This is a genomic window from Rhodococcus sp. BP-160 (assembly GCF_019836205.1).
In the GTDB taxonomy this organism is placed as follows: Bacteria; Actinomycetota; Actinomycetes; order Mycobacteriales; family Mycobacteriaceae; genus Rhodococcoides.
In genome coordinates this window covers 907,702-931,321 of sequence record NZ_JABUEK010000002.1, presented here as the reverse complement: position 1 = coordinate 931,321, position 23,620 = coordinate 907,702, and the positions used below count along the sequence as shown (strand labels likewise).

General features: G+C 69.8%; 21 protein-coding genes and 1 pseudogene. 1 reads left to right on the top strand and 21 read right to left on the bottom strand.

Translation table 11 applies throughout. The annotated features are described in order from the left end of the window. Nucleotides 1-39: 39 nt before the first annotated feature. The 12 genes from gmk to HQ306_RS10785 form a co-directional block, all read right to left on the bottom strand. A complete protein-coding gene (gene gmk, locus HQ306_RS10840; protein WP_056445214.1) occupies nucleotides 40-609 on the bottom strand; it encodes a guanylate kinase in 570 nt (189 codons plus the stop codon). A 73-nt stretch (nucleotides 610-682) separates the two neighbouring features. After that, nucleotides 683-1,003, bottom strand: coding sequence for an integration host factor, actinobacterial type (gene mihF / locus HQ306_RS10835; RefSeq protein ID WP_027505261.1), 321 nt, complete (start codon nucleotides 1,001-1,003; stop codon nucleotides 683-685). A 192-nt stretch (nucleotides 1,004-1,195) separates the two neighbouring features. After that, entirely contained in the window at nucleotides 1,196-2,038 is an 843-nt protein-coding gene (pyrF, locus tag HQ306_RS10830) for an orotidine-5'-phosphate decarboxylase (RefSeq protein WP_308115426.1), read from the bottom strand. Then, nucleotides 2,035-5,439, bottom strand: coding sequence for a carbamoyl-phosphate synthase large subunit (gene carB, locus HQ306_RS10825; protein WP_222631052.1), 3,405 nt, complete (start codon nucleotides 5,437-5,439; stop codon nucleotides 2,035-2,037). The genes pyrF and carB overlap by 4 nt, the downstream gene beginning before the upstream one ends. Continuing rightward, nucleotides 5,439-6,593: a glutamine-hydrolyzing carbamoyl-phosphate synthase small subunit gene (gene carA / locus HQ306_RS10820; RefSeq protein WP_027505259.1), complete on the bottom strand. Its 1,155-nt coding sequence runs from the start codon at nucleotides 6,591-6,593 to the stop codon at nucleotides 5,439-5,441. The genes carB and carA overlap by 1 nt, the downstream gene beginning before the upstream one ends. Continuing rightward, nucleotides 6,590-7,093, bottom strand: coding sequence for a hypothetical protein (locus HQ306_RS10815; RefSeq protein ID WP_027505258.1), 504 nt, complete (start codon nucleotides 7,091-7,093; stop codon nucleotides 6,590-6,592). Before HQ306_RS10815 ends, carA begins: the two co-directional genes overlap by 4 nt. After that, on the bottom strand, nucleotides 7,094-8,410 hold the full coding sequence (locus HQ306_RS10810) for a dihydroorotase (RefSeq protein WP_222631043.1): 1,317 nt from the start codon (nucleotides 8,408-8,410) through the stop codon (nucleotides 7,094-7,096). It lies immediately after the preceding gene. After that, nucleotides 8,407-9,366: an aspartate carbamoyltransferase catalytic subunit gene (locus HQ306_RS10805; protein WP_308115425.1), complete on the bottom strand. Its 960-nt coding sequence runs from the start codon at nucleotides 9,364-9,366 to the stop codon at nucleotides 8,407-8,409. Before HQ306_RS10805 ends, HQ306_RS10810 begins: the two co-directional genes overlap by 4 nt. Next, entirely contained in the window at nucleotides 9,363-9,938 is a 576-nt protein-coding gene (gene pyrR, locus HQ306_RS10800; RefSeq protein ID WP_056444721.1) for a bifunctional pyr operon transcriptional regulator/uracil phosphoribosyltransferase PyrR, read from the bottom strand. Before pyrR ends, HQ306_RS10805 begins: the two co-directional genes overlap by 4 nt. Before the next feature lie 90 nt (nucleotides 9,939-10,028). Then, complete coding sequence (nusB, locus tag HQ306_RS10795; protein ID WP_222631041.1) at nucleotides 10,029-10,589, bottom strand: transcription antitermination factor NusB; 561 nt, start codon at nucleotides 10,587-10,589, stop codon at nucleotides 10,029-10,031. After that, nucleotides 10,590-11,153: an elongation factor P gene (gene efp, locus HQ306_RS10790; protein ID WP_027505254.1), complete on the bottom strand. Its 564-nt coding sequence runs from the start codon at nucleotides 11,151-11,153 to the stop codon at nucleotides 10,590-10,592. A 100-nt stretch (nucleotides 11,154-11,253) separates the two neighbouring features. After that, nucleotides 11,254-12,363 carry a Xaa-Pro peptidase family protein gene (locus HQ306_RS10785; protein WP_222631039.1) on the bottom strand — a complete coding sequence of 370 codons (1,110 nt, stop codon included), beginning with the start codon at nucleotides 12,361-12,363 and terminating at the stop codon, nucleotides 11,254-11,256. Nucleotides 12,364-12,482: 119 nt separating this feature from the next. On the opposite strand from HQ306_RS10785, the gene HQ306_RS10780 reads away from it, so the two are divergent. Further along, entirely contained in the window at nucleotides 12,483-13,076 is a 594-nt protein-coding gene (locus HQ306_RS10780; RefSeq protein ID WP_222631037.1) for a B-4DMT family transporter, read from the top strand. 12 nt (nucleotides 13,077-13,088) lie between these two features. Here HQ306_RS10780 and aroB read toward each other — a convergent pair whose 3' ends face one another. The 9 genes and pseudogenes from aroB to HQ306_RS10735 form a co-directional block, all read right to left on the bottom strand. Continuing rightward, nucleotides 13,089-14,198 (bottom strand): 3-dehydroquinate synthase, encoded by a 1,110-nt coding sequence (aroB, locus tag HQ306_RS10775; protein WP_222631035.1) that lies wholly within the window; start codon nucleotides 14,196-14,198, stop codon nucleotides 13,089-13,091. 191 nt (nucleotides 14,199-14,389) lie between these two features. Beyond that, nucleotides 14,390-14,881: pseudogene (locus HQ306_RS10770) on the bottom strand (shikimate kinase); the annotation flags it as partial. Nucleotides 14,882-14,979: 98 nt separating this feature from the next. Continuing rightward, nucleotides 14,980-16,167, bottom strand: a complete 1,188-nt coding sequence (gene aroC / locus HQ306_RS10765) for a chorismate synthase (RefSeq protein ID WP_027505250.1) — start codon at nucleotides 16,165-16,167, stop codon at nucleotides 14,980-14,982. A 12-nt stretch (nucleotides 16,168-16,179) separates the two neighbouring features. After that, nucleotides 16,180-16,731, bottom strand: a complete 552-nt coding sequence (locus HQ306_RS10760; RefSeq protein ID WP_222631031.1) for a prepilin peptidase — start codon at nucleotides 16,729-16,731, stop codon at nucleotides 16,180-16,182. Nucleotides 16,732-16,810: 79 nt separating this feature from the next. Then, nucleotides 16,811-17,650 (bottom strand): shikimate dehydrogenase, encoded by an 840-nt coding sequence (locus HQ306_RS10755; RefSeq protein WP_222631029.1) that lies wholly within the window; start codon nucleotides 17,648-17,650, stop codon nucleotides 16,811-16,813. After that, entirely contained in the window at nucleotides 17,647-18,996 is a 1,350-nt protein-coding gene (gene mltG, locus HQ306_RS10750; protein ID WP_222631574.1) for an endolytic transglycosylase MltG, read from the bottom strand. The genes HQ306_RS10755 and mltG overlap by 4 nt, the downstream gene beginning before the upstream one ends. Next, complete coding sequence (gene ruvX / locus HQ306_RS10745; RefSeq protein WP_051613214.1) at nucleotides 18,993-19,571, bottom strand: Holliday junction resolvase RuvX; 579 nt, start codon at nucleotides 19,569-19,571, stop codon at nucleotides 18,993-18,995. The genes mltG and ruvX overlap by 4 nt, the downstream gene beginning before the upstream one ends. 2 nt (nucleotides 19,572-19,573) lie before the next feature. Then, a complete protein-coding gene (gene alaS / locus HQ306_RS10740; protein WP_222631027.1) occupies nucleotides 19,574-22,246 on the bottom strand; it encodes an alanine--tRNA ligase in 2,673 nt (890 codons plus the stop codon). A gap of 9 nt (nucleotides 22,247-22,255) precedes the next feature. Continuing rightward, nucleotides 22,256-23,617, bottom strand: a complete 1,362-nt coding sequence (locus HQ306_RS10735) for a replication-associated recombination protein A (protein WP_222631025.1) — start codon at nucleotides 23,615-23,617, stop codon at nucleotides 22,256-22,258. Nucleotides 23,618-23,620: the final 3 nt, after the last annotated feature.

Sequence of the window (23,620 nt, the reverse complement as noted above, 5' to 3'; positions counted from 1 at the left end):
CGGGTGCCTCGGAAGAGAAAACTGGTGTTACCTGTGCGGTCACGCGGTCCCGAACTCACCGTTCGGGACGCCACCGACCAACAAGGATACCAACTCCGCGCACGCTCGGTCGACATCGTCGTTCACGATGACCGTGTCGAACTCGTCGGAGGCCGCCAGTTCCTCGCGCGCGGTCTCGAGCCGACGCTCGATGACGTCCTGCGGTTCGGTGCCGCGGCCGGTGAGCCGACCCACCAGCACGTCCCAGGAGGGCGGCGCGAGAAACACGAGCAGAGCCTCCGGGGCGGCGGCACGGACCGCGCGCGCACCCTGCAGATCCACCTCGAGGAGAACCGGCTCACCGGCGGCGAGCGCGCGACGCACGGGCTCGGCGGGCGTACCGCTGCGGTGCAGGCCGCGGTGGATCTCCGCCCATTCGAGGAGATCACCGGCCTCGATCATGCGATCGAACTCCGCGGCGTCCACGAACCGGTAGTCCTGTCCGTGCACCTCGCCGGGGCGGGGATCGCGCGTCGTCGCCGACACGCTGAAGTACAGATCGGGAAGCTGCTGACGCACCTTCGCGACCACACTGGACTTACCGACGGCGGAAGGGCCGGCCAGTACCACCAGCCGGCCCTTCCTGAGCGAGGAGTCCTCGCTCGACACTGCCGTCGACTCGTTGTCGGTCGACACGTCGCTGTCAGGCCTCGAAGTCGAACCTGGCGAGAAGCGCCTTGCGCTGACGATCGCCCAGTCCGCGCAGGCGGCGGGTGGGTGCGATCTCCAGCTCGGTCATGATCTCCTGAGCCTTGACCTTGCCGACCTTGGGCAGAGCCTCGAGCAGTGCGGACACCTTCATCTTGCCGAGGATCTCGTCCTCTTCGGCGTCCTTGAGGACCTGCTTGAGGTCGGTTCCGCCGCGCTTGAGGCGTTCCTTGAGCTCAGCCCGGACACGACGAGCTTGTGCCGCCTTCTCCAAGGCAGCAGCGCGCTGCTCATCGGTCAACTGGGGAAGGGCCACGGTTCCTCCGTCTCATCGGTGAATCTCTGTCGAGAAGTGCATTCCGTACCCGCGTCACGCGATGTGCGCGAGCCGGCCGTTCTGGTACATCCAGTCACTGCCACCGGATTGACCAGCGGCGATAGCGACCGTACCCGGGCAGGGCGCCGATTGCGAACTTGCCCCCCGCCGCCGTGTCGCCGCGATGGTGGTCTATGCGAGGGCGTGCTCGACGGTGTCGCGAGCGACGATCGCCGCCTCCCGTAGAGCGGCCACGTCCGGACCGTGTCGCAGGACGTCGCGGGAAGAGTTGGGCAGCAACAACTCTGACGAACCCTGGAACAGGGAGGGCAGGTCCTGCGCGGTGGCACCCTGGGCGCCGAGTCCGGGCGCGAGGATCGGCCCCGAGAACGTCCGCAGATCGAGCCCGTGTCCGCGTGTCGCACCCACCACGAGACCCATGACGTCGTCGTTCGCCCGCGTGTTGACCGCCGCGGCCTCGTCGACCACGGCCTGCGCGACGCTCGCACCGGTGGCGGTGACCGCCTGCTGCAGCGCCGCGCCCTCGGGATTCGACGTGCGTGCGAGCACGAACAGGCCGCAACCGTGCTCAGTCGCCTGCTCGACGAACGGCGTCAGCGCACCCACCCCGAGGTAGGGCGAAACCGTCACGGCGTCCGAGGCGAGTGGTGAGGACGGGTCCAGCCACGCCCGGGCGTACGCCTCGGACGTGGACCCGATGTCCCCACGCTTCGCGTCCGCGACGACGAGCACGCCCGCCGCACGCAGATCGGCGATGGTCCGCTCGAGCACGGCGAGTCCACCGGACCCGAAGCGCTCGAAGAACGCCACCTGCGGCTTGACCACCCCGATGTCCGACGCGAACGCCTCGACGCAGAGCCGCGCGAAGCGGTCGAGGCCCGCCACGGTGTCGTCGAGGCCCCACGACGCGAGGATCCCGGAGTGCGGATCGATGCCGACACACAGGCGTCCCCGCGACCGGACCGCCGTGGTCAGCTTCCTGCGCCACACCCCGGCCTCCGGACTTCCCGTCACCGAGGGGTGACCGGGTCGGTCGTGGCCGTCGGCCCGGTGCCCGCTCGCAGGTACGTCGTGAGCGAGCTGTGCAGATCCTGGAGCGACTGCACCCCGATGTCGCCGCGGATGCTCGCCTCGATCCCCTGCACCGCGGCCGCGGCACCCTGCACGGTGGTGATGCACGGGATGTTGCGCGCCACCGCGGCGCTGCGGATCTCGTACCCGTCGACCCGCGGGCCGGAGTTGCCGAACGGTGTGTTGAACACCATGTCGACCTCCCCCTCGCGGATCAGGTCCACGATGGTCCGCTCGCCGTCCTCGAGCACGTCGGAGTGCTTGCGCACCACGTCGCTGCTGATGCCGTTGCGGCGCAGCATCTCCGCCGTTCCCTCGGTCGCGAGGATGCGGAAGCCCAGATCGGCGAGCCGCTTGACCGGGAACACCATCGACCGCTTGTCGCGGTTCGCGATGGACACGAAGATAGACCCCGTCGTCGGCAGCGAGCCGTACGCGGCGGTCTGGCTCTTCGCGAACGCGGTACCGAAGTCCGCGTCGATTCCCATGACCTCGCCGGTCGACTTCATCTCGGGGCTCAGGAGGGTGTCGACGCCACTGCCGTCCGCCTTGCGGAACCGGTTGAAGGGCAGCACGGCCTCCTTGACCGCGACCGGTGCATCGAAGGCAGCGTGCCCGCCGTCACCGGTGGGCGGCAACACGCCGTCCGCCCGCAACTCCGCGATGGTCGCGCCCAGAGCGATCCGGGCCGCGGCCTTCGCGAGCGGCACCGCCGTGGCCTTGGAGACGAAGGGCACCGTGCGGCTCGCACGAGGGTTGGCCTCGAGCACGTAGAGCACGTCGTCCTTGAGGGCGTACTGCACGTTGAGCAGCCCGCGGACCCCGATCCCGAACGCGAGCGCCTCCGTCGACCGGCGGACCGCGTCGATGTCGGTGCGGCCGAGCGTGATCGGGGGCAGCGCGCACGCGGAGTCGCCGGAGTGGATGCCGGCCTCCTCGATGTGCTCCATGACGCCGCCGAGGTAGACCTCGGTGCCGTCGCACAGGGCGTCGACGTCGATCTCGATCGCGTCCTCGAGGAACCGGTCCACCAGCACGGGGTGCTCCGGCGTGAGCTCGGTGGCGCGGGAGATGTAGTCGTCCAGCGACGCCTCGTCGTAGACGATCTCCATGCCGCGTCCGCCCAGCACGTACGACGGACGCACGAGCACGGGGTAGCCGATCTCGCTCGCGATGCGCTTCGCGCCGTCGAACGTGGTGGCCGTGCCGAACTTCGGCGCGGGCAGACCGGCGGCGACGAGCACCTCACCGAACTCCTTGCGGTCCTCCGCCAGGTCGATCGCCTCGGGCGACGTGCCGACGATCGGCACACCGGCGTCCTGCAGTCGCTGCGCGAGACCGAGCGGCGTCTGCCCACCGAGCTGGCAGAGGACACCGACGACACCGGGTCCGCCCTCGCCCGACTCCTTCTCCGCCAGGTACACCTCGAGCACGTCCTCGAACGTGAGCGGCTCGAAGTACAGACGATCCGCCGTGTCGTAGTCGGTGGAGACGGTCTCGGGGTTGCAGTTCACCATCACGGTCTCGTAGCCGGCGGCCGAGAGCGTCGTGGCCGCGTGCACGCACGAGTAGTCGAACTCGATGCCCTGGCCGATGCGGTTGGGACCGGAGCCCAGGATGAGCACCTTGCCGAGCGTGGTCTGCGGGGCCACCTCGGTCTCCGCGCCGGGATCGAGCTCGTACGTGGAGTAGTGGTACGGCGTCTTCGCCTCGAACTCCGCGGCGCACGTGTCGACGGTCTTGAACACGGGCCGCACTCCCAGCCGGTGGCGCAGCGAGCGCACCCCGTCCTCCCCCGCGAGCTCGGGACGCAGTGCCGCGATCTGCCGATCGGACAGGCCCGAGTGCTTGGCCCGACGCAGCAGGTTCTCGTCGAGGACGGGAGCGTCGAGCAGCCGGGTCCGCAGTTCCACCAGACCGGCGATCTCGTCGATGAACCACGGGTCGATACCGGACGCGGCGGCGACCTCCTCGACGGTGCCGCCGAGGCGCAGCGCCAACTCGGCGTCGTAGATGCGTCCCTCGGTGGGAACCTTCAGGTCGGCGAGCACCGCCTGCAGATCGTGCGCCCGGTCCCCCGCCAGCACCTCGTCCGACGTGGTCCAGAATCCGGTGGCCTTGGTCTCGAGCGACCGCAGCACCTTGCCGAGCGCCTCGGTGAAGTTGCGGCCCAGGCTCATCGCCTCGCCGACCGACTTCATCGTCGTCGTGAGGGTGGCGTCGGCCCCCGGGAACTTCTCGAATGCGAAGCGCGGCGCCTTGACGACGACGTAGTCCAACGTCGGCTCGAAACAGGCCGGTGTCTCGCCCGTGATGTCGTTGACGATCTCGTCGAGGCTGTACCCCACCGCGAGCTTCGCCGCGATCTTGGCGATCGGGAATCCCGTCGCCTTCGAGGCGAGTGCACTCGACCGCGAGACGCGCGGGTTCATCTCGATGACGATCAGACGACCGTCCTTCGGATCGATCGCGAACTGGATGTTGCATCCGCCCGTGTCGACGCCGACCTCGCGGAGGATGGCGATGCCCAGATCGCGCATCTTCTGGTACTCGCGGTCGGTGAGCGTCATCGCCGGAGCGACCGTCATGGAGTCGCCCGTGTGCACACCCATCGGGTCGACGTTCTCGATCGAACACACGATCACCACGTTGTCGCGGTTGTCGCGCATCAGCTCGAGCTCGAACTCCTTCCATCCGTAGATGGACTCCTCGATGAGCACGTTCGCAGACGGCGACGCGGCCAGTCCGCCGCCGGCGAGACGCTCGAGATCCTCGGTCGTGTACGCCATGCCGGAGCCGAGCCCGCCCATGGTGAAGCTGGGCCGGATGACGACGGGCAGGCCGAGTTCGGCAACGGTGTCGTGCACCTCGGCCATCGTGTAACAGACACGCGACCGGGCACTCTCGCCGCCGACCTTCGCGACGATGTCCTTGAACTTCTGGCGATCCTCACCGCGCTGGATCGCCTCGAAGTCGGCTCCGATGAGCTCGACGTCGTACTTCTCGAGGATCCCCTGCTCGTGCAGCGCCACCGCGCAGTTGAGCGCCGTCTGGCCGCCGAGGGTGGCGAGCACCGCATCGATGGGATGGCCCTCGGCCTTCTCCTTCGCGATGACTTTCTCGACGAACTCCGCCGTGATGGGTTCGACGTAGGTGGAGTCCGCGAACTCGGGGTCCGTCATGATCGTCGCCGGGTTCGAGTTCACGAGGCTGACCCGCAGGCCCTCCTCGCGGAGCACACGGCAGGCCTGCGTTCCGGAGTAGTCGAACTCGCAGGCCTGACCGATGACGATCGGTCCGGATCCGATGACCAGGATGTGCTGGAGGTCTGTGCGCCGTGGCATTACTGGCCGGCTTTCTTGTCGAGGAGCTGCAGGAAACGGTCGAAGAGGTACTCGGCGTCGTGCGGACCGGCAGCGGCCTCGGGGTGGTACTGCACCGAGAACGCCGAGTCGTCGAGCAGGCGGACACCTTCGACGGTGCCGTCGTTCGCGCACGTGTGGCTGACGATCGCCCGGCCGAACGGGGTGTCGAACTCCTCGCCGGCCTCGCCCTCGAGCGCGAACCCGTGGTTCTGGGCCGTGATGGAGATGCGGCCCGTGCCGTGTTCGATCACCGGGATGTTCATGCCCCGGTGACCGAAGGTCATCTTGTAGGTGGAGCGGCCGAGGGCGCGGCCGAGGATCTGGTTACCGAAGCAGATGCCGAACAGCGGGGTGCCGTCACCGAGCACTTGCTCGGTCAGCCGCACCACGGAGTCCGCGGTGGCCGGGTCGCCCGGTCCGTTGGACAGGAACACTCCGTCCGCGCCGAGTGCCCGCACCTGGTCGATGTCGGCGTTCGCGGGGACCACGTGGACCCGGATTCCCCTCTGCGCGAACATGCGCGGCGTGTTCGACTTGATGCCGAGGTCGACCGCGACGACGGAGTACCGGGGCTCGCCCTCGGGGTCGACCGTGTACCCCTCGGTCGTGCTCACCTCGCCCGCCAGATCCGCACCCACCATGCTCGGCTGGCTGCGCACGGTCTCGATCAGCGCGTCGACGTCGGTGAGGGCCTCCCCGGAGAAGATGCCGGCCTTCATCGACCCGCGGGTGCGCAGGTGCCGCACCAGCGCGCGGGTGTCGATCTCGGCGATGCCGACGACGTCCTGCCGCGCCATCTCCTCGCCCAGGGTGCCGGTCGAGCGCCAGCTCGAGCTGCGGCGGCTGGGGTCGCGGACGGCGAACCCGGCGACCCACATACGGGAGTCGTCGGCGTCGCCGGTGCGTCCGACGGACTCGTTGTCCTCACCGTTCCAGCCGGTGTTGCCGATCTGAGGGGCCGTGGCCACCACGATCTGGCGGTGGTAGCTCGGATCGGTCAGCGTCTCCTGGTAGCCGGTCATGCCGGTGCAGAACACCGCCTCGCCCAGGGTCGAACCCCGGGCTCCGAACGCGGTGCCACGGAAGATGCGCCCGTCCTCGAGGACCAGTGCCGCGGCGTCCTGGGTGCTCACGCGGTCTCCTTCTCGTCACTGCTCGTGTCGTCCACCCACTGCGGGTAGACCGTCTTGTCGTCGGCTCGGAAGCCGGTGTCGATCTCGGTGCCGGTGGGCAGTTCCCAGCGGACGACCAGCAGGCCGTCCCTGGTCATGACCTTGCCGGCGAGGCCACGCTCGGTCCGCACGGCGCGGAGCGAGTCGGCGGGCATCCAGATGTCGGACTCCCCCGTGCGCTCGAGCAGGATGCCCGTCTCGTAGCGCGTCAGCGTTCCGGTGGCGCGATGGCCCATGTCGCCCACGGCGATCCGGTTCTGCCAGCTCGGGGCCAACGTCGATCCCACGTACAGACCTGTGCAGGCCGGGGTGACGACGGCGCCGAGCTGCTCCGGCACGGCCGGAAGGGTTCCGATCGCGTCGGCCTGACGCTTCTGACGGTTCTTCCAGCCCCAGATGATCAGGCCGATCATGGCGACCCAGAACACGAGGAAGCCGACCACCAACAGCACTCTGTCCATCTAGTTCATCCCTCCCGATGGCGCGGCCGCGACTCCGTCGCGGCTGGTGATCCGTCCGCGCAGCAGCGTCGCGGTGACCTTCGCGGGCAGCTCGAGCGACTCGTACGGGGTGTTGGCGGACAGCGAGGCCAGATCCTTCGGGACGACGGTCCACCGGACGTCCGGGTCGACGATCGTCAGGTTGGCGGGCTCTCCGACCGCGATGGGCCGACCCTGGTCGGTGAGCCCGACGATCTCCGCCGGTCGCTCGCTCATGACCCGTGCGACGCCGCGCCAGTCGAGCAGACCGGTCTCCACCATGGTCGTGACGATCACCGACAGGGCGGTCTCGAGACCGAGCATGCCGGGCCGGGCCTGCGAGAACTCGCAGCACTTGTCCTGCTCGGCGTGTGGCGCGTGATCGGTGGCCACGCAGTCCACGACACCCGAGGCCAACGCCGCGCGGAGTGCCTGGACGTCGGAGGCTTCCCGCAGCGGCGGGTTCACCTTGTTCACGGCGTCGTAGGTCTCGAGACGCGAGTCGTCCAGGAACAGATGGTGCGGTGTCACCTCGGCCGTGATGGCGATGCCCTGCTTCTTCGCCCAGTCGAGGAGCTCCACGGTGCCGGCGGTGGAGGCGTGGCAGATGTGGACGCGGCTGCGCGCGTCCCGCGCGAGGATCGCGTCGCGGGCGACGATGGACTCCTCCGCGGACCGGGGCCATCCGGTGAGACCCAAGCGCGCCGCGGTCGGACCCTCGTGGGCGACGGCACCTTCGGTGAGCCGCGGCTCCTCGGCGTGCTGGGCGATGAGCACTCCCAGGCCGGCCGCGTACTCGAGGGCACGGCGCATCAGCAGTGGGTCTGCGACGCAGTGACCGTCGTCCGAGAACATCCGGACCGCACCGACACCGGCGTTCATGGTGGCCATCTCCGCCAGGGCCTTGCCCTGCAGGCCCACGGTGACGGCGCCGACGGGGTGGACGTCGACCAGCCCGATTTCCTGGCCGCGACGCCACACGTGGTCGGTGACCACCACGGAGTCCGCGACCGGAGAGGTGTTCGCCATCGCGAAGACGGCGGTGTATCCGCCGAGAGCTGCTGCGGCGGAACCGGTCTCGATAGTCTCGGTGTCCTCGCGGCCCGGCTCCCGGACATGGGTGTGCAGATCGACGAAGCCGGGCAACAGAACGCCACCGGCACCGTCCACGATCTCGGCACCGTCGGGAACGGTGACGTCCGCGCCGATCGCGTCGATGACACCGCCCGACACCACCACGTCCACGGGATCACCCTCGCCGTAGGGGCGCACCGAGCGCAGCACCACGGTCCCGCTCATCGCGCGAGTCCCGGTGTCGGCTCGGACCCGATGAGCAGGCGGAACAGCACTGCCATACGCACGTGCACTCCATTCTGGACTTGTTGCAGGACGGCGGTCTCGGGTGCGTCGGCGACCGAGAAGCCGATCTCCATGCCGCGGAGCATCGGACCGGGGTGCAGCACCACCGCGTGGTCGGGGAGCAGATCGAACCGCTTCTGCGACAACCCGTATCCGATGGAGTACTCCCGCGCCGACGGGAAGAAGCCACCGTTCATGCGTTCGGCCTGGACGCGCAGCATCATGACGGCGTCGAGCGCCGGCAGCTCGGAGTCGAGCGACGGTGCCACGGTGACAGGCCACGTCTCGATGCCGACCGGCAGCAGCGTGCGCGGCGCGACGACCACCACCTCGGCACCGAGCGTGGCCAGCAGGAACGCGTTGGACCGGGCGACGCGGCTGTGCAGGACGTCACCGACGATGGCGATGCGGCGGCCCTCGATTCCCCCGAGACGCTGGCGCAGCGTCAGCGCGTCGAGCAGCGCCTGGGTGGGATGCTCGTGCGTGCCGTCCCCGGCGTTGATCACGGCCGGACCCGAGCCGTCGGACAGGGCCGTCCACTGGGCGATGCGGTGCGCCGCACCGGACGCGGGGTGCCGCACGATCAGGGCGTCCGCGCCGGCCGCTCGCAGCGTGAGGGCGGTGTCGCGCAGCGACTCACCCTTCGACGCGGAGGAACTGCTCGCGCTGACGTTGACGACGTCCGCGCTCATCCACTTGCCCGCGACCTCGAACGACACTCGGGTGCGCGTCGAGTTCTCGTAGAAGACGGTCAGGACCGTCTTGCCGCGCAGGGTGGGGAGTTTGCGCACGTCGCGGCCGAGCAGCGCCTGCTCGAAGCGCTCCGCCTCGTCCAGGATGTCGGTGGCGTCGTCGCGGCTCAGGTCCATCGTCGACAGCAGGTGCCGGGCACTCACGAGAGCTCCACCCCGTCTCGACCGTCGTGCTCGTCGAGCAGCACCGAGACGTCCTCGGTGCGCGCGGTCGGCACGTTCTTGCCCACGTAGTCCGCGCGGAGCGGGAGTTCGCGGTGGCCGCGGTCGATGAGCACCGCGAGCTGCACGGCCCGCGGACGCCCGAGATCGCGGAGAGCGTCGAGCGCGGCGCGCACCGATCGGCCGGAGAACAGCACGTCGTCGACGATCACGACGAGAGCGCCGTCCACACCGGTGTCGGGCATCGAGGTGCGCTCGAGCGCGCGATGGGGCTTGCTGCGCAGATCGTCGCGGTAGAGCGTGATGTCGAGAGAACCGACCGGCGGGCGGAGTCCGGAGTACTCCTCGATCCGGTCCGCGAGGCGCGTGGCGAGAGTGGAACCGCGAGTGGGGATACCCACGAGAACCAGCGGAGCGGCGTCGGCCGAGCCGAATGCGGTCTTCTCGATGATCTGGTGGGCCATCCGGGCGATGGTGCGGCCGACGTCCGCCGACGACAACAGCTCGCGGGACTGGCCTGCTGGACCGGGGGTACCGGGCTCGTCTGAGGACACGAGAACAGGTGACCTCCTTCTCCGCCTCACTGGACGGATCGTTAAAGGATGTCTGACGCGGTGACTATACCAACCACGCCGGGCTCGAACTCAGCTCGAGGCGGGCGGTACGGCGTCGTCGGCGGTGTTCTCCGTCACGGGCCGGCTCTGCGCCGCCGGACGCGCCGCCGCGGCGGCGCGCACCTGGGGTGCGACGAGCACGATCTGGCCCAGCACCCCGTTGACGAAGGACGGCGATTCGTCGGTGGAGAGTTGCTTGGCCAGCTCGACCGCCTCGTCGACGGCCACCACCGGCGGGACGTCGACCGCGTTGAGCAGTTCCCAGACCGCGACGCGCAGGATCGCGCGGTCGACGGCGGGGAGACGATCGAGAGTCCACTGGTGCAGGTGATCCCCGATGACCGAGTCGACGCGGTCGAGGTTCTCGGCCACTCCGGTCACCAGAGTCGTGGTGTACGCGTTGACCGGCGCCACCGTCTCCTCGTGAGCGGACAGCTCGCCGCGCTCGGTCGCGAGCACCACGGGATCGAGATCCCGAGCCTCGGCCTCGAAGAGGAAGTCGACGGCGCGCTTACGCGCCTTGTGCCGTGCTCCGAGCTTCTTCGCCGCCGGCTTGCCCGGTGCGGCAGGGTTCTTGGAAGGCTCGCTCACTCAGGAATTCACGCGCCCGAGGTAGTTGCCGTCGCGGGAGTCCACCTTGAGCTTGTCGCCGGTGTTGATGAAGAGCGGCACGTTGATCTCGGCACCCGTCTCGAGGGTCGCCGGCTTGGTGCCACCGGTGGAGCGGTCGCCCTGCAGACCCGGATCGGTGTGCTGGACGATCAGCTCGACCGTGACCGGCAACTCGACGTACAGCGGCAGACCCTCGTGCATCGCCACCTGGACCTTCATGTTCTCGAGCAGGAAGCGCGAGACCTCGCCGATGGTCGCCTCGGCGACGGAGATCTGGTCGAAGGTGTCGCCGTCCATGAAGACGTAGTCCGAACCGTCGTGGTAGAGGTACGTCATATCGCGTCGGTCGACCGTCGCGGTCTCGACCTTGACGCCCGCGTTGAAGGTTTTGTCGACGACCTTGCCCGACGTGACGTTCTTGAGCTTGGTGCGCACGAAGGCCGGTCCCTTACCAGGCTTGACGTGCTGGAACTCGATGATGGACCACAACTGGTTCTCGATGTTGAGAACGAGTCCGTTCTTGAAATCACTGGTGGAAGCCACTTGCTTCGCGTCTCCTCGTCGACTGTCGTCTCGGTCTCTCGGTACCCGGACGCCGCGCACGGCCTCCGGGCCTGACAAGCACTGGTCGGCAGGCCCTCGCCTACAGAACGGTGAACTCTTTGCTGGTGAGCGTCAGCAGTTCCGGCTCGTTCTCTCGAACGATGAGCGTGTCCTCGATCCGTACGCCTCCGCGACCGGAGAAGTACACGCCGGGCTCGACTGTCACCGCAGCACCGCAGAGCAGTGTACCGGTGCCGGTGGCACCGATTCCCGGCGCTTCGTGGATCTCGAGTCCCACGCCGTGGCCGAGTCCGTGCAGGAACTTGTCCCCGTGCCCCGCGTCCACGATGACCGAGCGAGCCGCTCCGTCCACCGCTTGCACGTCAGCGCCGGGGAGGACGGCGGCGCGTCCGGCGGCCTGGGACTGTTCGACGAGGGCGTACAGCTCGCGCTGCCAGTCCGCGGGGGTGCCCAGCACGTAGGTACGCGTCATGTCGGAGTGGTACCCGTCCACCTCCGCGCCGAAGTCCAGCTTCACCAGGTCACCCTGCTCGAGCACCGCACCGGTGGGGCGGTGGTGCGGCACCGCCGAGTATGCGCCCGCGGCCACGATGGTTTCGAACGAGATGGCGTGCGCTCCCAGCTCGAGCATGAGGAACTCCAGATCGATCGCGACCTGCTTCTCGGTCCGGCCCGCGCTGATGCCACCCCGCTCGATCAACGCGGCCAGCGCGGCGTCGGCGACACCGCAGGCGCGTCGCAGCGCGTCGATCTCGCTCTCGTCCTTGATCATCCGCAGTTTCTCCACCAGTCGCGGCATGCGCTGGAGCGAGAGCGAGGACGCGGCGTCGGACCATGCCTGATGCTCGTCGACGGACACGACGTGCGATTCGAATCCGACGGTCTGCCCGCCCCGCGCACCGCCGGCGTCCTGCAGCAGGCGAACAGGGCCCGCGCGGTCGATCACCGCCGCGAGGTCGGGCACCTGCTCGGCCACCTGCGTCACGTACCGACCGTCGGTGCATACCACGGTGCCGGACTCGTCGGAGGCGGAGTCGTGCGCACTCAGCAGCAGCGCGGCATTGGAACCGGTGAACCCCGTGAGGTAGCGGACGTTGAGCAGATCAGTCACCAGGAGCGCGTCGGCCTCCCGGTCGCGGACGAGTTCTCGGAGGGCGTCGCGCCGTGCGGCGCGGTCGGAGGACGGCATCTCTCGAACCTACCGCCGCCGTCACCGACGGCCGGCGACACCGGTCCGCCCGACGACACCGCACCCGGATATGTGGGCAGAAGCACACGCGACCGACCGGGGTGATTACTGTGTGCAGCATGACTGGGTGGGTGGTTCGCGGTGTGGGGATGGCGCTGGTTCATGTGGTGGCACGAGTGCTGCTCGCGCTGGCGGTCTCCGCCTGGCCCGCGCAAGGGTCCGTGTTGCGCATGATCACGCTGGCCGCCGTCGTTCTCGTGGCCGTCGTGTGGGGCGGAATCGACGGGATCAACGCGCACCGCCGCGGCGACCACGGCGAGGGCCGGACCGATTTCACGATGCTGTGGCTGAAGGCGTCGGTCGTGGCCGGTGTTCTCGCCGGGCTCGTCTGCTGGGTGTTCTCGGCGGTGGCGAACCTCGCGGTGAGCAGCAACTCCCTCTTCTTCGAGGTCACCTCCGGCGCGGCGTTCACGATTCTGCTCGTCTTCATCCCCACGGTCATCGCCGTCACGGTGGGCCGCTGGCTGGCCGGACGCGGCGACGACAAGCAGGAGGACCTGCGGCCGGGCAAGAAGGAGGACGCGACCGAGCGCGACCGCGTCACTTCCGGAGCACCCGCACGGGGCGAGTCGGACGCCGACACCGAGGTCTTCGCGCCGGTCCGGGACTCCGATCGGCGCCCGAACCTCGCGAAGGGCGACCGCTCCTCCTGACCGACCCCGTCGTCAGAGGAAGATCGACGACCCCGTCGTCGGCTCCTCACGCGCCACTGCGGAGTACGCGGCGGCCAGGAGCGCCGGATCCGGTCCTTCGAGGCGGCCCGGCTTGGCCAGTCCGTCCAGCACGACGAAGCGCAGCAGCCCGTTGCGGTTCTTCTTGTCCGTCTGCATGCCCGACAGCAGATGGGCGAACGCGTCCGCGTCGTAGCTGACGGGCAGTCCCACCGCCTGCAGGATGCTGCGGTGCCGGTCGGCGACATCGTCCGACAGTCGCCCCGCGAGACGTCCGAGCTCGGCGGCGAACACCAGACCCACGGAGACCGCGGCGCCGTGGCGCCACTTGTACTTCTCGCGGCGCTCGATCGCGTGTCCCAGGGTGTGGCCGTAGTTCAGGATCTCGCGAAGATCGGACTCCCGGAGATCGGCCGCGACGACCCGAGCCTTCACCTCGATGGAGCGCCGGATCAGCTCGGGCAACACCTCGCCCGTCGGGTCCAGCGCGGCAGCGGGATCCGCCTCGATGAGGTCGAGAATGACCGGGTCGGCGATGAATCCGGTCTTGATCACCTCGGCGAGCCCGGCCACGATCTCGTTGTGCGGCACCGTCTCGAGGGTCGCCAGGTCCACCAGGACGGCGGCAGGCTCGTGGAAGGCACCGACGAGGTTCTTCCCGGCGTCGGTGTTGATGCCGGTCTTGCCTCCCACGGCCGCGTCGACCATGGCGAGCAGCGTGGTGGGCACGTGCACGATGCGGACGCCGCGCATCCAGGTGGCCGCGACGAAGCCGGCGAGATCGGTGGCCGCGCCGCCGCCCAGGCTGACCACGGCGTCGCTCCGCGTCAGACCGATGCGGCCGAGCACCTCCCAACAGAAGCCGGCGACGGCCAGTTCCTTGCCGTCCTCGGCATCGGGGATCTCGATGCGGTGTGCGTCGATCCCGTTGTCCGCCAGTGCTGCTCGGACGGCCTCAGCGGTCTCGGCGAGCGGAGGCTGATGGAAGATCGCGACGGTGCGCGTGCCCGCGAGCTGCTCCACCAGGTCGGTGAGCAGACCGCGACCGATGATCACGGGGTACGAGTTCGCCGTCCGGACGTCGATACGAACAGGTTCTGTCACGAGAGCGTCTCCTGTGCTGGGGGTGGATCCTGCGGTGGTCGGGTACGGCCGGTCCGTGGTGCCGACTGCCGCGGCAACGGTCCCGGATCGGTGGGGATCGGACGTCCGCCCTTGCGCCGGATCCGGCGCCGCGGCGAGGTCCGCTGCGGTGGTGCGGCCGGCGCGGGGACGCGGTCGGCGGGAGCGACGCCGAGACGGCCGAGCACAGCGGTGACGACGCGAGCAGGGCTGCGGCCGTCCGTGCGGACACGGATGGTGGACACCTCGCGGTACAGGGGTCGCCGAGTGCGCATCAGTTCGCGGTACTTCGCCCGCGGGTCCGAGCCGGCCAAGAGGGGTCGCGAAGCGTTGGCAGTGGTCGCACCGGTGCGCCGGAGGCCCTCGCCGACACTGATCTCGAGGTAGACGACGGTGTGACCGCGGAGCGCCGCACGAGTGCGCGAGGACAGGATCGCCCCACCGCCCAGGGACACGATGCCCGGATACGTGCGCAGCGCATCGAGCACGATGCGCTCCTCGATGGCACGGAACTCCGCCTCACCGCTCTCGGCGAAGATCTGCGGGATGGTGCGGCCGGTGTCCTTCTCGATGGCCACGTCCGTGTCGTACACCTGCGTGCCCAGGGCCTGAGCCAGCCGTCGGCCGATGGTGGACTTCCCGGCGCCGGGTGGCCCGATCAGCACCGCGCGCGGCGGACCGGAAACCTCCCCGGCCTCACCGGTCTCCCCCGACCGGCCTCCGGCCTGCCCGGCATCCTGCGACCGGCCTCCGGCCTGCCCGGTCATCGCGGCGGACGGGCTTGCGCGTTCTCCACGTAGCGGCGCACGTTGCCGGCGGTCTCGGCGACGGAGTCGCCTCCGAACTTCTCCAGCGTGGCGCGGGCGAGCACCAGAGCCACCATGGTCTCCGCGACGACCCCCGCGGCCGGCACGGCGCAGACGTCGCTGCGCTGGTGGATGGCCACCGCACCCTCGCCGGTGGACATGTCCACCGTCGCCAGGGCACGCGGAACCGTGGAGATGGGCTTCATGGCCGCGCGCACCCGCAGCGGGGCGCCGTTGGTCATGCCGCCCTCGATGCCGCCGGCGCGGTTGGTGGTGCGGACGATCCCGTCCGGGCCGGGGAGGATCTCGTCGTGGGCGGCGCTGCCGCGGCGGCGTGCGGTCTCGAACCCGTCGCCGACCTCCACACCCTTGATGGCCTGGATGCCCATGAGTGCCGCGGCGAGCTGCGCGTCGAGCTTGCTGTCGCCGGTGACGAACGAGCCGAGTCCCACGGGAAGGCCGTGGACGACCACCTCGACGATGCCGCCGAGGGTGTCCCCGTCGCGCTTGGCCGCTTCGATCTCGGTGATCATGGACTGCTCGGCCACGGCGTCGAACGCCCGCACGGGGCTGGCGTCGATCGCCTCGATGTCTCCCGCCGACGGCTCCGGGCCCTCGTACGGGTCGGACGCGCCGATCGAGATGACGTGCGACAGGACGTCGACGCCGAGGACCTGTTTCAGGAACTGTCGCGCGACGGTGCCGACCGCGACGCGGGCGGCGGTCTCCCGTGCGCTGGCACGCTCGAGCACGGGCCGGGCGTCGTCGAAGCCGTACTTGAGCATGCCCGAGTAGTCGGCGTGGCCGGGGCGCGGACGGGTCAGGGGCGCATTGCGCGCGAGGTCGGCGAGCACGGCGGGATCGACCGGGTCGGCCGCCATGACGGTCTCCCACTTCGGCCACTCCGTGTTGCCGATCTCGATGGCGACGGGACCGCCGAGCGTCGAGCCGTGCCGGACACCGCCGATGACGGTGACCTTGTCGGCCTCGAACTTCATGCGGGCGCCGCGGCCGTAGCCCAGGCGTCGTCGGGCGAGCTGAGCTCCGATGTCCTCGGAGGTCACCTCGACTCCGGCCACCATGCCCTCGAGAATGGAAACCAGGGCAGGGCCGTGAGATTCTCCGGCAGTGATCCATCGCAACACGGATCGATCTTTTCACGTCCCGGCGTTCACCCACGCCACCAGGGTCGCCGCACACAGAGCGGGTCCGTGCGGAATCCCCGCCGCTCCCCCGGTTCGTCCCGTCATCACCGCCAGCACCAGCGTCGTCGTCGGTGCCAGCACGGCGGCCACCGTCCACACGGACGGCCCCGAGACCGCGCCCAGTCCCCCGAGTGCGAGGCACAGCTTGACGTCGCCGCCTCCGATCGATCCGGGTGACGCCACCGACCCGACGAGGTGCACACCGGCCAGAGCCAGGCCGCCGAGGAGCGCCGACTCGCCCCCACCCTGGTGGGCGGCTGCCAGGAGCACCGCACCCGCGGCGGGCAGCGTCAGATCGTCCGGCAGGCGGTGACGGACCAGGTCGACGAGCGCGACGGCACAGGACCACGCCCCGACCGCGAGGATCGCCACGTCGGTGGTGACCGCGCCGAGCGCGGCACCGACGACGGCGGCCGCGAGCAGGTCGGGCACCGTCGGCGTCACCCACCGACCGACGGTGAGAAGAGCGAGGCAACACAGCGCGGATCCGAGGAGGACGGTCATGCAGTCACGGTGGCACCGGTGACTCCCATGATCCGTGCCGCGGCGACCCGCCCGGGGACGACGGCGCACCCGGGGATGATCAGGACTCCCGCAGAGCCCGCTCCATCGCAGCACGCGGGGCAGGCATACCGGTGAACTGCTCCACCTGACCGAAGGCCTGGTGCAGCAGCATCGCGAGGCCGCCGACGACGACGCCACCGGACTGCTCGACCGCGGCGGCCAGCGGCGTGGGCCACGGGTGGTAGATCGCGTCCAGCAGCACGCGCGTCCCGCGCAGTGCGTCGATCATCGCAGCGCCGCCCTCGGGCGGGACGGTGGACACCACGGCTGCCGCGTCCGCGACCGCTCGCGGCAGCGCGTCGTCGTCCGGTGCACTCCACCGGGCGGTGAGACCGGCGTCGCGCGCACAGACCAGAGCTCCCTCCGCCCGCTCCTCGTCCCGCGAGACGACGGTGACCGCATTCGCCCCGAGATCACGCAGAGCGACGAGCGCCGGGCGGGACGTTCCGCCCGCCCCGACGACGACCACCGACGCTCCCGACAGGTCACGGACACCGACCGTGCCGAGGGCGCCCGTGACACCGTCGACGTCGGTGCAGTCGGCGCGCCAGCCCGAGTCGGTGCGTACCAGGGTGTTCGCCGAGCCCACAGCGATTGCGCGCTGCGTTCGTTCGGTCGCACAGGCCAGAGCCGCGAACTTGCCCGGCATCGTCACCGACAGTCCCACCCACTCGGGTCCGAGGCCGTCCACGAACTCCGGAAGCCGTTCCGCGGTGCACTCCACCCGCTCGTAGGACCACCCGGTGAGCCCGAGCTCCCGGTACGCCGCCGCGTGCAGGATCGGTGAACGCGAGTGCGCCACCGGCGACCCCAGAACGGCCGCGCGCCTCGTCGACGAGGCATCGGAGACGGACGTCACCGGCCGCTGTCGAGGAACCCGCCCTCGACCTTCGTGATGTTGTCCAGGTGCACCTGGTAGTCGTCGGTGAAGAGCGTCTCACCGGCGGCGTTGATGGTGACGAAGTAGAGCCAGTTGCCGGGCTCGGGAGCCTCGGCGGCCTGCACCGCTGCCACACCGGGAGAGCAGATCGGCGTCGCCGGCAGACCCTCCTTGGCGTACGTGTTCCACGGCGTGACGTTCGCACGGTCGGCGTCGGTGGTGGCCACCTCGGTGGTGTCCAGCGAGTAGTTGACCGTGGAGTCGAACTCCAGACGCTGCCCGATGGCGAGACGGTTGAGGATGACGCGCGCCACCTTGGCGAAGTCCTGCGGCAACGCCTCGCGCTCGATGAGAGACGACGCCACGAGCACCTGGTACGGGTCGAGACCCGAGGAGGCGCCTGCCTCCAGTAGACCGGTGTCCTCGTAGATCGCGGCACTCTCGGACACGAGTTGACGCAGGATGTCCGTCGGTGCGGCGCTGGGGTCGAAGTTGAACGTGCCCGCGGCGATGAGCCCCTCGAGCTGACGATCGCGATCCGGCACCTGCCGCACCGCGTCGGTCGCCCAGTCGGCGACACCGAGTGCGGAAGGATCGTCCCCCGCACCCGCGAGGTTCAGGTCGTCGTATGTCACGCACGGAAGACCCTCTCCGACAGCACAACTGGCCTCGGAGATCAGCGTGTAGATGCCCTTGCGGACGGCGCCGGTGTTGACATCGGTCGAGTCGTGCAGCTGACGGCCCTCGGCGATCTGGATCTGGCCCACTCGCGATGCCGGGTCCACCAGTGCGGAGACGGCGTCGGCCGCCGCCATCTGCGAGCGCATCCGATAGAAACCGGGCTGCACGGAGGTCATCGCGGTGTTCTGGACCGCGGCCTCGTAGAAGGCCGCCGAGCTGGCGGTGACGTCCTTGTCCGCCATCTCGGTCGCGATCTCCTGCGCGGTGTCGCCCGAGGCGACCTGCACCACCACGGCGTCGCCGCCGGGACCCGGGTAGTCCTCCGCGACCGCGGCCCCGCCGCCGGTGAACTTCGACACTCCCCACACACCTCCGACGGCCACGAGGCCGACCAGGACCAGCACACCGAGTCCGCCGATGATGCGCGAGCGACGCTTGCGACCGGCCGCGGCGCGGTCGCGGCGGGTGTCCGCGCGGCTCGCGCGGCTCGGGCGGTCACCGGGACCCGACGCCACTCGCGCAGGACGGGCGCGGCGGTCGTCGGCGAGCGGCTGACGGCGCAGGTCGTCGACCGGGAGATTCAGCTCGTCGGTGTCCCACTCGTCGCGTCGGTCGGGCCGCTGTCCACGACCGTCGTCCGTCACGGGGTCGTCCCCGGTGTGTCCTGCTCCGGACCGTGATTCTCGGGCACCGTTGCCCCCTCCTCGTTCGCCTGGGCGACCATCTCTCGCGCCAGGACACTGCGGCGCTCGTCGAGCCACCCTTGCAGGATGGCGACCGCGGCCGCCTGGTCGATCATCGACCGTTGGTCTCTCGCGCGGACGCCGCTGTCTCGAAGACCACGCGCGGCACTCACCGTAGTCAAGCGTTCGTCGGACAGCCGCACCGGCACGCCGGGCAGCGCACGGTGCAGGACTCGGGCGAAACGGACAGCCAGCGTGGCGGCGGTTCCGCGCTCGCCGCGCAGAGTGCGCGGTAGACCGACGATGATCTCGACGGCCTCGTACTCCTCTGCGAGCGCGACGATCCGCTGGACGTCGGCCGAGTCGGTGTGTGTCTTCGCCGCGCGCGGGACCGTCTCGACGGGTGTGGCGAGGGTGCCGTCGGGATCGGAGGACGCCACGCCGACGCGCACGCTCCCGACGTCGATCGCGAGCCGCCGCCCCCGCCCCGGGTCGTCGGCGCCCGGCCGGTCGGGCGCGGAGCTGCCGGCGGCCACCGTCAGGAGTTCCCGGCGATCTCGGTGACGCGACCGAGCAGAGCCTCGATCGCCGCCGGAATACCCGACGCGTCGGACCCGGCTCCCTGCGCGGTGTCGGCCTTGCCACCGCCGCGGCCGCCGATGCTCGGACCGAAGGCACCCACCAGTTCACCGGCCTTCACGCCGAGTTCCTGCGCGGCCTTGGTCGTCGACACGACGAACGGCACCTTGCCGTCGACGTCTCCGAACAGCGCCACCACCGCGGGCTGCGTGCCGAACCGGCCGCGAACGTCGCCGACGAGGGTGCGCAGATCCGCGGCACCGACGCCGGCCGGCGCGGGCTCCGCGACGACGAGCAGCGACCCGACCCGGCGCGCCGTGTCGACGTAGGACCCGGCGGACGAGAGCACGGCGGCGGCGCGAGTGGCCTCGAGCTCCTTCTCGGCGACGCGGAGCCGTTCGACGAGGTTCTCGATCCGCGCGGGCACCTCGTCGGTGGGCACCTTGAGCGACGAGGCGACACCGGCGAGCAGCGCCCGCTCCTTGGCGAGGTACTTGTACGAGTCGAGGCCGACGAAGGCCTCGACGCGTCGCACGCCCGACCCGACCGACGACTCTCCGAGGAGCGTCACCGGGCCGATCTGCGACGAGTGCTGGACGTGGGTGCCGCCGCACAGTTCCATCGAGAACGGTCCGCCGATCTCCACGACCCGGACCTCGTCGCCGTAGTTCTCACCGAACAGCGCCATCGCCCCCATGGCCTTGGCGTCGTCGAGATCGGTGACGAAGGTGTTGACCGCGAAGTCGGACGCGACGGCGTCGTTGGTGACGGACTCGATGTCCTCGCGCTGCGACTCCGACAACGCACCCTGGTACGTGAAGTCGAACCGCAGGTAGCCGGGCTTGTTCAGCGATCCGGCCTGTACCGCGTTCGGGCCCAGGATCTGGCGGAGTGCGGCGTGCACCATGTGCGTGCCGGAGTGTCCCTGGGTGGCGCCGCGGCGCCACTGCTGGTCGACGTGCGCGGTGACGACGTCGCCCTCGGTGAGCTGCCCCTCGTCGACGGTGACCTTGTGCACCCACACGGTCTTCGCGATCTTCTGCACGTCGCCCACGGTGACACTCAGTCCCGGGCCCGTGAGGGTGCCGATGTCCGCGAGCTGTCCGCCGGACTCGGCGTACAGCGGGCTGCGGTCGAGGATGACCTCGACCTTCTCCCCCGCAGCGGCGGTGGGCACCCGCACACCCCCGGCGATGATCGCGAGAACCGTTGCCTCGCTGTCCAGCTCGTCGAAACCGGTGAACTCGGTGGGACCACGGTCGACGAACTCCTTGTACACCGTCAGGTCGGTGTGCGCGTGCTTGCGCGACTGCGCATCGGCCTTCGCACGGTTACGCTGCTCCGCCATGAGCGTGCGGAATCCGGCCTCGTCGACCTGCAGGCCCGCCTCGGCCGCCATCTCGAGTGTGAGGTCGATGGGAAAGCCGTACGTGTCGTGCAGGACGAAGGCCTCGTCACCGCTGATGCGGGTGCCGCCGGACGCGGTCACGGCCTGAGCGGCGTTGTCGAAGAGACGCGATCCGGACGTGAGGGTCGCGAGGAACGCCTTCTCCTCGCCGACGGCGACGGACTCGATGCGCGCGAAGTCCTCGACCAGTTCCGGGTACGACTCGGCCATCGTGTCGCGGACGACCGTGACGAACCGCGCCATCGAGGGGTCCTCGGCACCGAGCAGGCGTGCGCTGCGCACGATCCGGCGCAGCAGACGCCGCAGCACGTAGCCACGGCCGTCGTTGCCCGGCGTCACGCCGTCGGCGATGAGCATGACCGCGGTGCGGGCGTGATCGGCGATGACGCGGAACCGTACGTCCGCGTCGTGGTTCTCCCCGTACCGACGGCCGGACAGTGCCTCGGCGTCGGTGATGACGGGACGGACCAGATCGGTCTCGTAGACGTTGTCGACGTCCTGCAGCAGGAACGCCACGCGCTCGACACCCATACCGGTGTCGATGTTCTTGCGCGGCAACGGCCCCAGGATCTCGAAGTCGTCCTTCGACGTCCCCTGTCCGCGCTCGTTCTGCATGAACACGAGATTCCAGATCTCGATGTAGCGGTCCTCGTCCGCCTCCGGACCGCCCTCCTTGCCGAACTCGGGTCCGCGGTCGTAGTAGATCTCCGAGCACGGCCCGCAGGGTCCGGGAATGCCCATGGACCAGTAGTTGTCGGCCATGCCTCGGCGCTGGATGCGCTCGTCGGGCAGACCGGCGACGTCCTTCCAGATCTGGATGGCCTCGTCGTCGTCGAGATACGCTGTGGCCCAGATCCTCTCGGGATCGAAGCCGTAGCCACCGTCCTCGACGGACGAGGTGAGCAGTGACCACGCGAAGCCGATGACCTCGCGCTTGAAATAGTCGCCGAACGAGAAGTTGCCGGCCATCTGGAAGAACGTGTTGTGGCGGGTGGTCACGCCCACGTTCTCGATGTCGCCGGTGCGCACACACTTCTGCACACTCACGGCACGCGCGAACGGCGGGGTGCGCTGCCCGAGGAAGTACGGGACGAACTGCACCATGCCGGCATTGATGAACAGCAGATTCGGGTCGTCGAGGACCAGCGAGGCGCTGGGGACGGGGGTGTGTCCCAGCTTCTCGAAATGGTCGAGGAAACGACGGCGAATCTCGTGAGTCTGCACGGAAACACCCTAGCGCGCGAGAGCACGCACGATTCTGCGGAGCTTGCCGACGCGCGTCTCGAGGTCTCGCTCCGCTCCGTGGTTGGTGGGCCGGTAGTAGTCGGCGCCCACCAGCTCGTCCGGCGGGTACTGCTGGGCGAGCACACCGTCGGGGTCGTCGTGCGGAAACTTGTAGCCCACCGCGTTGCCCAGTGAGGCGGCTCCCGTGTAGTGCCCGTCGCGCAGGTGCGGCGGCACGGCGCCTGCCTTCCCCGCCGCGATGTCGGCCATCGCCGCGGACAGCGCGCTGGTGACGGCACCGGACTTCGGTGCGGTGGCGAGGTGGATGGTGGCCTGGGCGAGGGCGAGCCGCGCCTCGGGCATCCCGATCGTCTGCACCGCCTGCGACGCCGCCGTCGCGACCAGCAACGCGGTGGGGTCGGCCATGCCGATGTCCTCGCTGGCGTGCACCACGAGCCTGCGAGCGATGAAGCGTGCGTCCTCACCGGCGGTGATCATCCGGGCGAGGTAGTGCATGGCCGCGTCGACGTCGGAACCGCGGATCGACTTGATGAACGCGCTGATGACGTCGTAGTGCTGGTCACCGTCCCGGTCGTACCGCACCGCGGCTCGGTCGACACTCTTCTCCACGGTCTCGAGATCCACGGTGCCGCCCGCACCCGCAGTGTCGGCGGCCGCCTCGAGCGCTGTCAGACCCCGTCGAGCGTCACCGCCGGCCAGCCGCACGAGGTGTCCGAGCGCCTCGTCGGTCACCGTCACCGACCCGCCGAGACCGCGCTCGTCCGCCAGGGCCCGCGTGAGAACCTCGCGGATGTCGTCGCCGGTGAGCGACCGGAGCTGCAGCACCAGGGACCGTGACAGCAGCGGCGACACGACGGAGAACGACGGGTTCTCCGTCGTCGCGGCGACGAGCAGCACGATCCGGTTCTCGACGGCGGCGAGCAGGGCGTCCTGCTGGGTCTTGGAGAACCGGTGCACCTCGTCGATGAAGAGCACGGTCTGCTCGTTGTTCAGCAGCCGGCGACGCGCCAGGTCGATCACGGCCCGGACGTCCTTGACGCCCGCGGAGAGCGCGGACAGGGCCTCGAACTTGCGGCCGGTGGCACCCGAGATCAGGGACGCGAGCGTGGTCTTGCCGGTGCCGGGTGGGCCGTAGAGCATGACCGACGCTGCCCCGGACCCCTCCACCAGGCGGCGCAGCGGGGCACCCGGGGTGAGGAGGTGGCCCTGGCCCACGACCTCGTCCAACGACCGTGGACGCATCCGCACGGCCAGCGGCGCACCCGGTGTGCTCGCACGCGGGGACGGGACGAACGCGTCCCCGTCGGGAGCAGCGGTGTCGTCGTCGAAGAGGGAGTCGTCGGCGCTCATCGG

What these genes read in the sequence shown, in the direction of transcription:
- HQ306_RS10760 (WP_222631031.1), bottom strand. Translation starts at nt 16,731, where the DNA reads ATGACCGTCCTCCTCGGATCCGCGCTGTGTTGCCTCGCTCTTCTCACC.
- HQ306_RS10785 (WP_222631039.1), bottom strand. Translation starts at nt 12,363, where the DNA reads ATGCCGTCCTCCGACCGCGCCGCACGGCGCGACGCCCTCCGAGAACTC.
- HQ306_RS10780 (WP_222631037.1), top strand. Translation starts at nt 12,483, where the DNA reads ATGACTGGGTGGGTGGTTCGCGGTGTGGGGATGGCGCTGGTTCATGTG.
- carB (WP_222631052.1), bottom strand. Translation starts at nt 5,439, where the DNA reads ATGCCACGGCGCACAGACCTCCAGCACATCCTGGTCATCGGATCCGGA.
- HQ306_RS10810 (WP_222631043.1), bottom strand. Translation starts at nt 8,410, where the DNA reads ATGAGCGGGACCGTGGTGCTGCGCTCGGTGCGCCCCTACGGCGAGGGT.
- HQ306_RS10735 (WP_222631025.1), bottom strand. Translation starts at nt 23,617, where the DNA reads ATGAGCGCCGACGACTCCCTCTTCGACGACGACACCGCTGCTCCCGAC.
- HQ306_RS10815 (WP_027505258.1), bottom strand. Translation starts at nt 7,093, where the DNA reads ATGGACAGAGTGCTGTTGGTGGTCGGCTTCCTCGTGTTCTGGGTCGCC.